At 63.3% G+C, this 13113-nt stretch carries 7 protein-coding genes; all 7 read left to right on the top strand.

From position 1 onward, the window contains the following. Nucleotides 1-238 precede the first annotated feature (238 nt). The 7 genes from ILFOPFJJ_RS20135 to pbpC all read left to right on the top strand — a co-directional run bounded on the left by ILFOPFJJ_RS20135 (nt 239) and on the right by pbpC (nt 13068). The gene (locus ILFOPFJJ_RS20135) at nt 239-1327 is read left to right on the top strand and encodes an ABC transporter ATP-binding protein (protein WP_173512326.1); all 1089 of its coding nucleotides are present in this window, start codon (nt 239-241) and stop codon (nt 1325-1327) included. A 73-nt stretch (nt 1328-1400) separates the two neighbouring features. Beyond that, a complete protein-coding gene (locus ILFOPFJJ_RS20130; RefSeq protein WP_173512325.1) occupies nt 1401-2699 on the top strand; it encodes an ABC transporter substrate-binding protein in 1299 nt (432 codons plus the stop codon). 190 nt (nt 2700-2889) lie between these two features. Continuing rightward, nucleotides 2890-3798, top strand: a complete 909-nt coding sequence (locus ILFOPFJJ_RS20125; protein WP_173512324.1) for an ABC transporter permease — start codon at nt 2890-2892, stop codon at nt 3796-3798. A gap of 1 nt (nt 3799) precedes the next feature. Continuing rightward, nucleotides 3800-4621 (top strand): ABC transporter permease, encoded by an 822-nt coding sequence (locus tag ILFOPFJJ_RS20120; protein ID WP_173512323.1) that lies wholly within the window; start codon nt 3800-3802, stop codon nt 4619-4621. A gap of 5 nt (nt 4622-4626) precedes the next feature. After that, nucleotides 4627-5370: an aspartate/glutamate racemase family protein gene (locus ILFOPFJJ_RS20115; RefSeq protein WP_173512322.1), complete on the top strand. Its 744-nt coding sequence runs from the start codon at nt 4627-4629 to the stop codon at nt 5368-5370. Between the two features lie 148 nt (nt 5371-5518). Beyond that, on the top strand, nt 5519-10975 hold the full coding sequence (locus tag ILFOPFJJ_RS20110; protein WP_173512509.1) for an alpha-2-macroglobulin family protein: 5457 nt from the start codon (nt 5519-5521) through the stop codon (nt 10973-10975). Between the two features lie 56 nt (nt 10976-11031). Beyond that, a complete protein-coding gene (gene pbpC, locus ILFOPFJJ_RS20105) occupies nt 11032-13068 on the top strand; it encodes a penicillin-binding protein 1C (RefSeq protein ID WP_376741437.1) in 2037 nt (678 codons plus the stop codon). Nucleotides 13069-13113: the final 45 nt, after the last annotated feature.

Raw genomic sequence — 13113 nt, 5'->3', positions numbered from 1 at the left:
GACACTGTAGCGTGATGAACACTGGAAGTTAACAGCCATTCGCACGCAAATATTTTTGGTATTGTATACGATTGCCTCAGATATTGGCGACAAACGCCTATAAAATGTGCAGCTAATCAACAGCCGCACGGGCCAGCTCGCCGCGGCGGGAGAATATATCCGACAGATCATGCCCTTAAGCCCTGGCGGGCGAACTGGCACGCTTGATGCTTCTCTCCTTGTGCAAGGAGAAAACGCCATGTCAAAAGCGGCTGAGATCGATATTGCCTCGGTTTCCAAGGTCTACGGCACGACAACGGCCGTCCATTCGATCAGCCTGAAGATCCCCGCCGGCAGCTATTGCTGCTTTCTGGGACCTTCCGGCTGCGGCAAGACGTCGACGCTGCGCATGATTGCCGGTCACGAGAGCATTTCTTCCGGCGACATTCGCCTCGGCAACATCGTGGTCACCGATTTTCCGCCGGCGAAACGCGGCACGGCGATGATGTTCCAGTCCTACGCGCTGTTCCCGCATCTCGATCTCGTCGACAACGTGGCCTTCAGCCTGAAGATGAAAGGCGTCGACAAGGACGAGCGCCGGGCGAAGGCCTTGGAAATGCTCAAGCTGATGCAAATGGAAGCCTATGCGACGCGCCGCCCGGCGCAGCTCTCCGGCGGTCAGCAGCAGCGTGTGGCGCTTGCCCGCGCGCTGATCACCGATCCGGAGGCGTTGCTGCTCGACGAACCGCTTTCCGCGCTCGACCCGTTCCTCAAGATCCGGATGCGAGCGGAGCTCAAGAAGCTGCAAAAGACGCTCGGCATCACTTTCGTCCATGTGACGCATAGCCAGGAGGAAGCGATGGCGCTCGCCGACCTGATCGTCATCATGAACAACGGCCGGATCGAGCAGGCAGCCAAACCGCGCACCGTCTTCGAAAAACCGGCGACCGCCTTCGTTGCCCGCTTCATGGGCGACCATAACGTGCTTTCGGGCCGCGTGACGAAGATCGAGGGCGGCGTCGTGACGCTGCAGGTGCCCGAGGGCCAGACCTTCACCGTGCGCGACATCGGCCAAGAGGCCGGCAAGCCGATCGACATCGGCATCCGCACCGATCGCGTGCGTCTTGAACCGGCAGTGGAAAAGTCGCTCGGCTTTCAGGGCGTCGTCTCGAATGTCGAATATCGCGGCGCTTCCGTGAAGATCACCGTGATCGGCGCCGGCAGCGACGATTTCACCGTGATCGTCTCCGACGCGGAATATTTCAAGAAACCCGTGCCCGTCGGCGATGCGGTGTCCTTGAGCTGGGCCTTGGAGGACGTGATCCCCCTCGGCCGCCTCTCAGCCTAGCCCGATAAAAGGCCGGTTCCGGCCACCTCCCGCTCAAACCAACCACTAACCATCAAGAAAAGGGGAACTACGCATGACAATCGAGGCCAATTCACCGAAGCCGCAAAAAGGGATCTCCCGGCGTTCGCTGCTCAAGACCGGTGCCGCCGCTGTCGGCGCCATCGCCGGATCCGGGGCCATCACCGGCTTTCCCACCATCTGGGCGCAGAACCCGATCACGCTCCGCCAGTTCGGCACCGGCGTTTCGAACATCAATGCGATCGCCGAAAAGTGCAAACAGGACCTTGGCATCACGCTGGAGATGACGGCGACCGATTCCGATGCTGCCGCCCAGCGCGCCGTCACCCAGCCGGACTCCTATGACATCGCCGATATCGAATACTGGATCGCCAAGAAGGTCTTCCCAAGCGGCGTCATGCAGCCGATGGATGTCTCGAAAATCAGATATTACGACAAGATCGTGCCACTCTTCATCGATGGCAAGCTGAAGCCGGACAGCGTGGTTGCCCAGGGCACCGCGCCGCACACCGTCGGTTTCGTCGAAGCGCAGGATTCCAAGACCTTCGCCAAAGCGCCGACGCAGTGGATGACGCTGATCCCGACGATCTACAACGCCGACACGCTCGGCATCCGCCCCGACCTCGTCGGGCGCGAGATCACCACCTGGGCCGACATCATGGATCCTGCCTTCAAAGGCAAGGCGGCAATCCTCAATATCCCGTCGATCGGCATCATGGATGCCGCCATGATCATGGAGGCGATGGGCAACATCAAATATGCCGACAAGGGCAACATGACGACGGACGAAATCGATCAGACGATCGATTTTCTCATCAAGGCCAAGCAGGACGGCCAGTTCCGCGCGTTCTGGAAATCCTTCGACGAGAGCGTCAACCTGATGGCCTCCGGCGAGGTCGTCATCCAGTCGATGTGGTCGCCAGCGGTCGCCGCCGTCCGCTCCAAGGGGATTGCCTGCAAATACCAGCCGCTCAAGGAAGGTTATCGCGCCTGGGGCGGCGGTCTCGGTCTCGCCGCGCACCTGCAGGGCGCCCAACTCGACGCCGCTTACGAATATATCAACTGGTATCTCTCCGGCTGGGTCGGCGCCTATCTCAATCGCCAGGGCTATTACTCCGCCGCGATGGAAACGGCGAAGGCTCACATGTCAGAGGACGAATGGGGCTTCTGGGTGGAAGGCAAGCCGGCAAAAGGCGACATCCTCTCTCCGGAAGGCAAGATCATGGAGAAGGCCGGCGCCGTCCGTGACGGCGGCTCGTTCGAGGAGCGCATGGGCAAAGTTGCGTGCTGGAACTCCGTGATGGACGAGGATCGTTACATGGTCCGCCGCTGGAACGAGTTCATCGCGGCGTAGGGCGGCTCGCGTTTATCCGCAGGCAAGTTGCCCCTCACCCTAGCCCTCTCCCCGCACGCGGGGAGAGGGGACGAGGCCGCCGCTCCCGCGCCTTACCTTAGCGAGGGCGGAGGTCGCCTCAAGTCTTCCCCGCACGCGGGGCGAGAAGGTGCCGGCAGGATGAGGGCAATGGCAAGCAAGAGGACAGACAATGACGGCAATCGCGACTTCAGGAGAGGCCAAAGCGGGCAAGACGTCCCGCGGCTTTGCCGTGCCGCAGTGGCTAATCGCCTATCTTCAGGCCGCTCCTCTCCTCCTGATCCTCGCCTTCTTCTTCATCCTGCCGATCCTGACCATCTTCGTCGTCAGTTTCTGGGACTACGACTTCGCCGGGCTCTATCCCGATTTCCTGTCGATGAACTATACCGACACGCTCGGTTCGTGGGTGACGTGGAAGACCTATCTCAACACGCTGAAATTCACGGCGATGACGTGGGCTCTTACGCTCTTTATCGGCTTTTGGGTCGCCTATTTCCTGGCCTTCCACATCCGCACGACGACGATGCAGATGGTGCTTTTCCTCGTCTGCACCGTGCCGTTCCTCACCTCAAACATCATCCGCATGATCTCCTGGATTCCGGTTCTCGGACGCAACGGCCTCGTCAACTCGACATTGATCGAACTCGGCATCATCCCTGAGCCGATCGAATGGCTGCTCTATTCCGATTTCGCCGTCGTGCTCGCCATGGTGCATCTCAACACGCTGTTCATGGTGACGCCGATCTTCAACACGCTAATGCGCATCGACCGCTCCCTGATCGAGGCCGCGCGCGATTGCGGCGCGACTGGCTGGCAGATCCTCTGGAACGTCATTCTGCCCTTGGCCAAGCCCGGCATGGCGATCGGATCTATCTTCGTCGTGACGCTGGTCATGGCTGATTTTTCGACAGTTCAGGTGATGTCGGGCGGGCAAAGCGCCTCGGTTGCGCTGATGATGAAGAACCAGATGTCCTTGCTTCAGTACCCGGCGGCAGCCGCCAACGCGGTCGTGCTGCTGATCGTCGTGCTTTTGATGGTCGCCGCGATCCTGCGGGTCGTCGATATCCGGAAGGAACTCTGACATGACCCACGAAAGACGGACTTTGGAATTCTATGTCCTGGCTACCTTCTTCGCCCTGTTCGTGCTGTTCCTTTACGGACCGCTGTCAGCGGTCCTGATCCTCTCCTTCCAGGGGCCTGACGGCGGCCTCACCTTTCCGTTGAACGGGCTTTCGACGCACTGGTTCTACAACCTCTTCGAAAAGCAGGCTGTCGGCGATTTCGGCGCCTCATTCCGCCGATCCTTCACGCTCGGGCTCATGGTTATGGTCGTCAACGTCGTCGTGGCGCTCCTCGCCGGCCTCGCCTTCCGCCACCGCTTCCGCGGTTCGACGACGCTCTTCTACGTGACGGTCGCGAGCCTCGTCGTGCCCTCGATCATCATTTCGCTGGGCATCGGCGTCGTCTTCCAGCAGTTCGGGCTGAAGCCCGCCTGGTACTCTTCCGGCTTCGGCGCGCATCTAACCTGGACGCTGCCCTTCGGCGTGCTCATCATGTTCGCGGTCTTCAACCGCTTCTCGCCGGCCTATGAGGAGGCTGCCCGCGACCTCGGCGCAACACCGTGGCAGACCTTCCGCCATGTCGTGCTGCCGATGATCGCGCCGAGCCTGATCGGCGTCGGTCTCTTCGGCTTTACCCTCTCCTATGACGAGTTCGCCCGCACGCTGATGACCTCCGGCACCTACAATACGCTGCCGCTCGAAATCTACGGCATGACAACCAACGTGACGACGCCGGTGCTTTACGCCCTCGGCACGGTCACGACACTCTTCTCCTTCACCATCATCCTCGTCGCGCTCGCCATCATCCTCGTGCTGCGGCGCCGGCAGGCAAAGATAAGCTGACATCCATGCGCATCCTGATCGCCAATCCGAACACCACCGTCTCGATGACGGAAAAGGCTGCAGATGCAGCGCGCGCCGTCGCCGGGCACGGGACGGAAATCATCGCGGCAACCTCCAGGAACGGCCCTGCCTCGATCGAGGGGCACTATGATGGCGCCATCGCTGTGCCCGGCCTGCTGATGGAGATCCGTGCGGGGCAAGCCGCCGGTGCCGACGCCGCCGTCATCGCATGTTTCGATGATACCGGCCTTGAGGCCGCGCGCACCCTCGCCGACATTCCGGTGCTGGGACTTTGCGAATCCGCCGTGATGACGGCAGCACTTCTTGCCCAGCGCTTCACCGTCGTCACCACGCTGGAGCGCTCGCGTGTTCTCATCGAAAATCTTATCGAGCGCTACGGCATGGGCAGCCGCGCAAAGGTTCGCGCCGCCGATATTCCGGTGCTCGACCTCGAGGACAAAGCGTCCGGAGCCCTCGTCAAGCTTAGGCGCCAGATCGAACTGGCGCTCACGGAGGACGGAGCCGAAGCGATCGTCCTCGGCTGCGCCGGCATGGCCGATCTGGCGCAGGCGCTGCAGCGTGAATACGGGGTTCCGGTTGTCGATGGGGTCTCGGCTGCAGTCAAGCAGGCGGAGGCGCTCGTCTCGCAGGGACTTACGACGAGCAAGCGCGGCTCCTATGCCGCTCCGCTCGCAAAACCCTATACGGGGTCGACGCAGGCCCTCGCGCCAGGACCCGCTTCGCCCTGAGTGCCCCCTCCCTTCAATCGTTCCGGTTGTAGTTCCGTACAAGCGGCGTTTGCAGCTCTCTTGGTCGCATCGCGATTGACAAGCCCCCGGGAAGGTTGACAGAGTGACGCTCAATCGAGACGGGCAGCATTGGGAGGACTTGATGTCTATGCGCGCGTTTGTCGGCCTTTTCACGCTTCTTCTTACGCTCCTTTCCCTCGGCTCGCCCGCCGCGGCAGCTGAAACGAACCGCACAGTCGAGATTACGCAAGACGGCGACTATTTCGGCTTTGATCTTCGCACCGAACAGAACGTCTCACTTCAGCAGTGCCAGAGCGCCTGTATCGCCGACCAGTCCTGCCGCGCCTTCACCTACAATCCAAAGGTGAAGTGGTGTTTCCTGAAATCCGATTTCAATCCGTTGAACACCTTCAAGGGAGCTATCGCCGGCAAGGTCGTTGAGACGGGCAGCGACGAGCCCGATATCGGCGCGCCGCCGCGTCTCTCCTTCCTCTCGGATCAGCTCATACAGGACGCCCGCGACGTGAAAGCGAATCTCGCCCTGACAGAGGACCAGCAGGGATTTGGCGTCAACGGCCTGATCGAAGCCGCCCGCAGCGAGTTGACGGCTGGCAACATAGAGAACGCGCTGAAGGGCTTTCGTGGCGCGCTGGCGATAACGCCGGATGACGGCGAATTGTGGCTGGAGACGGCGCGCGCCGCCAACCGCATCACGGGCAATACCGAAATCGCCGGCCAGGCAGCGCTTGCCGCCCTTAACGGCTACCAGCTGACCCGCAATGCCCAGAGCCGGGCAGACGCGCTTGCCGTTCTCGCCAAGGCACTCGAAAACACGGAAAACTATCGCGCCGCCCTCAACGCCTATAAGGCGAGCCTCGAACTTGTCGAGGCGAAGACGGTCGAAACCGCTTATCTCGACCTCAAGGCGCGGCAGGGCTTCCGCGTCACCGGCCACACGATCGATGCCGACAGCGCAAGCCCGCGCGCCTGCGTTCAATTCTCCGAGCAGCTCGTCAAGAACGGACCGGATTACGCCTCCTTCGTCACCCTCGACGGCACAGCTCCGAAAGCGGTCGAGGCCAAGGGAAGCGAGATCTGCGTAGAGGGGTTATCGCATGGGCAGCGCTATAAGCTGGCGCTGAGGCAGGGCCTGCCCTCCACCGTCGATGAAGTCATCGAAACGCCCGTCAGCCTCGACATCTATGTGAAGGACCGTTCGCCGATGGTGCGCTTCACCGGCGACAGCTTCGTGCTGCCGTCGACCGCACGCCGCGGCATTCCGATCGTCTCGGTCAACACCGAGAGCGCCAACCTCAAGCTCTATCGCATCGGTGATCGCGGCATCTCCTCGCTGCTCACCAGCTCGCAGTTCCTGACGCAGATCGACGGCTATAGCGAAGAGCGCATCAAGGACGAGAGCGGCGAACTCGTCTGGCAAGGCAGCATCGACATCGACACCGAACTCAACAAGGAAGTGGTGACCAGCTTCCCGGTGGACGAGGCGCTGCCGCAACGCAAGCCAGGCGTCTACGTGCTGACGGCGGTCTCCGGAACCGGGCTCAGCCAGGATTGGGACGCGCGCGCCACGCAATGGTTCGTGGTCTCCGACATCGGCATTTCGACCTATGCCGGCACGGACGGGCTTACCGTCTTCGCCCGCTCGCTCGCAACTGCCAAGCCGCTCGACGGCGTCGAACTGCAACTGATCGCGAAGAACAACGAAGTTCTCGGCACCGCGACGAGTGATGCGGAGGGGAGAGCGACCTTCGCCGCCGGCCTGATGCGCGGCGCGGCGAGCATGGCACCCGCCATCATCACGGCGAAGGAGGCGGATGCGGATTACGTCTTCCTCGACATGACGCGCGCTGGCTTCGATCTTTCCGATCGCGGCGTCACAGGCCGCGCCGCGCCCGGCGCGATCGACCTTTTCGCCTGGACCGAACGCGGTATCTACCGCGTCGGCGAGACGGTGCATGCGGCAGCCCTTGCCCGCGATGTCAACGGCGCGGCGATCGAGAACCTGCCGCTCACCTTCGTCTTCCTGCGCCCGGATGGCGTCGAGGATCGGCGTATGGTGAGCAACGGCGGCAAGCTCGGCGGCCACACGCTCGACCTGCCGATCCCGGAAAACGCCATGCGCGGCACCTGGACGATGCAGATCTTCGCCGATCCGAAAGGGTCCGCGATCGGCGAGAAGCAATTCCTCGTGGACGACTTCGTACCGGACCGCACCGAGTTCGATCTGACGAGCGAGGCGAACGAAATCACGGTCGGCACGCCTGTGCAGGTCGCGGTCGATGGCCGCTTTCTCTACGGCGCACCCGCCGCCGGGCTGACGCTCGAGGGTGAAGTCTCGGTCAAGCCCACGCGCGAGAACGCCGCCTTCAAGGGCTACCTCTTCGGCCTTGCAGACGAGGAGACGAGCGAAGACACGCGAATGCCGCTCGAGGCGCTGGAGCCGCTGGACGAGAACGGCAAAGCTGTTTTCGACGTCGATCTGACCGAGGTTCCCTCGACGACGCAGTTGCTGAACGCCAATGTCACGGTGCGCATGCGCGAGGCCGGCGGCCGCGCCGTGGAGCGCTCGCTGACGCTGCCGGTCAAGCCCGAAGGACCGATGGTCGGTATCAAGCCGGAGTTTTCCGGAGATCTTGCCGAAAACTCGGTCGGGCGCTTCCACGTGATTGCGGTCGGGGAGGACGGCACGAAAATACCGATGTCCGGCTTGCTCTGGAAGCTGATCAGCGTCGAACGCAATTACCAATGGTATCGGGACGGGAGCGCCTGGAAATACGAGCCGGTCATCTCCACGAAACAGGTGGCGAATGGCACCGTCGACGTGACCGCAGGCGGTGCAGCAATCGCCGTGCCGGTCGGCTGGGGTCGCTACCGCCTCGAGATCGAGACGGCTGCGGTCGACGGACCTGCCTCCAGCGTCGAATTCGATGCCGGCTGGTATGTCGCGGCAACCTCGACTGAAACACCGGACGGGCTGGAAATTGCTCTCGACAAGGAAAAATACGCGATCGGCGAGACCGCGAAACTGAAGGTCTCGCCACGCTTCGCGGGTGAGCTTCTGGTAACCGTCGGAACCGAAGATCTGATCGCGACGAAAACCGCGACCATTGCCGAAACCGGTGGCGAGGTGGAATTGCCGGTCACCGCCGACTGGGGTGCCGGCGCCTATGTCACTGCGACGCTTTTTCGTCCCGGTGATGCCCGGGAGAGCCGCATGCCGATGCGAGCGATCGGCATCAAGTGGCTCGCCGTCGATCCGGCAGACCGCAAGCTCGCAGTCACGCTCGACGCGCCCGAGACGACGCAACCGCGCCGGCCTCTTGATATCAATCTCAAGGTGCGAGGGGCAGGCGCGAACGAGAACGCTTACGTCACAATCGCCGCCGTCGATGTCGGCATTCTGAACCTCACGCGCTACGAGGCACCCGATCCCGATGGGTGGTACTTCGGCCAAAGGCAGCTCGGCGTCGAAATCCGCGACCTCTACGGACGCTTGATCGACGGCTCGCTCGGTGCCACCGGTCGGTTGCGTACTGGCGGCGACGGCGGGCAAATGCCGCTGCAGGGCAGCCCGCCGACGGAAAAGCTGGTTGCCTTCTTTTCCGGGCCAGTGAAGCTCGATGCGGACGGTGAGGCGAAGGTCAGCTTCGATATCCCGCAGTTCAACGGAACGGCACGTATCATGGCCGTCACGTGGACAAAATCCGGTGTTGGCCATGCGATCAAGGACGTCGTGATCCGTGACCCGGTCGTGGTGACCGCAAGCCTGCCGAAGTTCCTGGCTCCGGGAGATCGGGCGCAACTGAGGCTCGACATTGCCAACACGGATGCGCCAGCCGGCGACTATCGCTTGCGGGTGACGACCAACGGTCCGGTGACCGTGGAGCAGACAGGCGCGGCCGAAACCGTGCGGCTCGATGCCGGCGGCAAGTCCGCGGTGACGCTGCCGCTGAGCGGCCAATATCCCGGCAACGGGGTCGTCACTGTCGAACTTTCGAACGCCTCCGGCCTGTCGATCGAGCAGGCGCTGAACATTCCGATCCGTCCGGCCGCGTTGCCGGTCACCCAGCGGCAGGTCGTCAACATCGCTGCGGGCAGCAGCCTTACCGTGGACGACCAGCTGCTCGCCGACAGCCTATTGCAAGGCGCTTCGGTCAGCCTGAACGTCACACGCTCGGCCGCCTTCGACATCCCGGCGCTGCTGATGACGCTCGACCGCTATCCCTATGGCTGCGCCGAACAGACGACGAGCCGCGCGCTGCCGCTGCTCTATCTCAGCGAACTTGCAAAACAGTCCGGCCTTGCCGACGACGAAGCGGTGAACAAGCGCGTGCAGGATGCGATCTACAGCGTGCTCGCCTACCAATCTTCCTCCGGCAGCTTCGGCCTCTGGAGCCCCGGTTCAGGCGATCTCTGGCTCGATGCCTATGTGAGCGATTTCCTGACACGTGCCCGCGAGCAGAAATATGACGTGCCCGAACAGGCGATGGTGCAGGCACTCGAAAATCTGCAGAACGCGCTGAGCTATGAGACCAACGTCAAGGACCGCGGCAACGAGATCGCCTATGCGCTCTACGTGCTCGCCCGCAATCGCAAGGCGGCGATCAGCGACCTTCGCTATTACGCCGACACGATGCTCGACGATTTCCCGACGCCGCTTGCCAAGGCGCATATCGCCGCAGCGCTGGCGCTCTACGGCGATGCGGCGCGCTCGCAAGACATCTTCGCGGCGTCGCTGAACATGTCGACGGGCTCCGGCCTGGTCAAGGTCAGCCTCGCCCGGGCCGACTACGGGTCGTCGCTGCGCGACGACGCGGCGGTGCTGGCACTCGCCGCGGAAAGCCGGCCCGTGCCCGCGATCATTCCGGAACTCTCGAAGGTTGTCGCGAGAGAATGGCAGGAGGCGAAATATACGAGCACGCAGGAGCAGACCTGGATGCTGCTCGCCGCGCGCGCCATCCAGGGCGGCGACGAGGACATGAGGCTCGACGTCAACGGCGCTGAGCGATCCGGCAGCTATGCCGCACGCATGAGCGGTGACGCCCTCATGCAGCAGCCGGTCGTGATCCGCAACAACGGCACCGACGCGGTCTCCGCCGTGGTCACCACGGTGGCCGCCCCGGCTCAGCCGTTGTCCGCGGGCGGCGAAGGCTTCACGATCGAGCGCACCTACTACACGCTCGACGGCGCCGAGGCCAATGTCAGCGAAGCGCGGCAGAACGAGCGCTATGTCGTCGTGCTCAAGGTCACCGAAAGCAATGACTGGCCATCCCGCGTCCTGATCAACGATCTCTTGCCGGCCGGCTTCGGGATCGACAATCCGAACCTTGTCGACAGCGCCCAGCTTTCGAACTTCGAATGGATCGGCGAGGTGGAGGCTGCCCACACCGAGTTCCGTAGCGATCGCTTCATTGCGGCCTTCGATCGATCCACCGGCGACAACCGAGAAATCACGCTCGCCTATGTCGTGCGTGCGGTGACGCCCGGCATCTATGATCATCCGGCAGCAAGCGTGGAAGACATGTACCGGCCGCAATTCTCGGCGCGAACGGCAACCGGGCGCATGGAGGTGCTGGCAGCACAGTAGGACGCGCGATGTCCATCCGGAGAAAACGTCTCGTCGGTGTGCCAGTCGGGCTGTTCATGCTCGCGGGAGCACTCTTGGGACTCGCGTGGGCCGACAAGGCATTTCCCCCGCCGATCGAAGGAGCGATGGATGTCTCGGCCGAGGTTCTCGACAAGGATGGACAATTGCTGCGCGCCTTCGCCACGAAGCATGGCTTATGGCGCCTGAAGACAACCGTGGCAGATGTTGACCCGCGCTTCCTGGAGATGATGATTGCCTATGAGGATCAGCGCTTTCGCGATCATCACGGCGTCGATCCCCTGGCGCTCGGCCGCGCGGCGCTGCAGTTCGTCACCAACGGCCGCATCGTTTCCGGCGCGTCGACACTTTCCATGCAGGTTGCAAGGCTGATCGAGCCGCGTCGGGAGCGCACGGTGACGGCGAAACTCCTGCAGCTCGCTCGCGCCATCCAGATCGAGCGCCGCCTCAACAAGGATCAGATCCTCGACGTCTATCTGACGCGCGCGCCCTATGGCGGCAATCTCGAAGGCGTGCGTGCGGCAAGCCTTGCCTGGTTCGGCAAGGAACCGCGCCGCCTCTCCGTTGCCGAGGCCGCTCTGCTCGTGGCGCTGCCGCAACTGCCGGAGAAGCGCCGTCCGGACCGCAACCTCTCCGCCGCGGAAGCCGCGCGTAAAAGGGTGCTGACCCGCATGGCGGTTGCCAAGGTAATCGGCGAAGGTGAGATAGAACGCGCAGACATGACGGCTGTGCCGAACCGACGCCGTCAGCTTCCGGCTCACGCCGCGCATTTGGCGGAGGCCGCACTCCGTCAGAAGCCGAAGGTCCTCCGCCACCACACGACGCTGCGTCGCGACATTCAGGACGGTCTCGAGGCTGTCGCCCGCGAGGGGGCGGCAAAGCTCGGGCCCAAGGTCTCCGTCGCCATGGTGATGGCCGATGTCCGCAGCGGAGAGATCGTCGGCGAGGTCGGTTCGGCCGCCTATTTTGATGCGAGCCGCGCCGGCTGGATCGACATGACGCGGGTCACGCGATCGCCGGGCTCGACGCTGAAGCCATTCATCTATGGATTGGCCTTCGAAGAGGGGCTGGTCAGCCAGGAGACGATCATCGAGGACCGGCCGGCGGATTTCTTCGGCTATCGGCCACGCAACTTCGATATGAGCTACCAGGGTGACGTCAGCATTCGGCAAGCGCTGCAACTCTCGCTCAACGTGCCGGCAATCCGTCTGCTTGATGCCGTTGGCCCCACCCGGCTGATGGTGCGCTTTCGCCGGGCCGATGTGCGGCCTGCGCTGCCGCCGAACGAGGCGCCAGGGCTTGCGATCGGCCTCGGCGGTGTCGGCATCACCTTGCGCGACCTCGTTCAGCTTTATGCGGGACTGGCAAATCGCGGCTGGCCGGTGCGCCTCGGCGACGGCGTCGAGGGGAAGGCCGGCCTGATCGATGGGGAACCGCTGCTCTCGACCGTTGCCGCCTGGCATGTCGCCGATATCCTCTCCGACGTGCTGCCGCCCGCCGGCAGCCGTCAGCGCGGCATCGCCTACAAGACCGGCACCAGCTACGGCTATCGCGATGCCTGGTCCGTCGGCTTCGACGGCCGCCACGTGCTTGGCGTCTGGGTCGGCCGGCCCGACAACGGCGCCGTGCCGGGATTGACCGGCTACGGCGCCGCCGCACCGATCCTGTTCGAAGCCTTCGCCAAATCGGGGATTGCCATCACGCCGCTGCCGGATGCCCCGGCCGGCGCCGTGCGACTTGCACAGGCCGACCTGTCGATCAGCCAAAGGCGCTTTTCGATGACCGCAAGCGGCCTGCTTTCGGCATCGGCACGCGAGCCGGCGCCGCAGATCGTCTTTCCGCCGGAAGGCGCGCGGGTGGAACTTGGCGCGATGAGCGGCGAGGCCATGATGCCATTGACGCTCAAGCTGCAGGGCGGGCGCGCCCCCTTCCGCTGGCTTGCCAACGGCCGGCCGTTGCCCGATGTCACCCGACGCCGCACCAGCCAATGGCTTCCGGACGGCGGCGGCTATTCCACCTTGACGGTCATCGATGCGATAGGGCGCGCTGCGAGCGTTCGTGTTTTCGTCGAATAATGCCTGCCAGATCAGTGACCGGCATCAAGCGCGGCACTTTTCGCA

Source organism: Sinorhizobium psoraleae, from assembly GCF_013283645.1.
Classification (GTDB): domain Bacteria; phylum Pseudomonadota; class Alphaproteobacteria; order Rhizobiales; family Rhizobiaceae; genus Sinorhizobium; species Sinorhizobium psoraleae.
The sequence above is the reverse complement of the archived record's forward strand: the minus strand, read 5'-3'. Positions and strand labels throughout refer to the sequence as shown.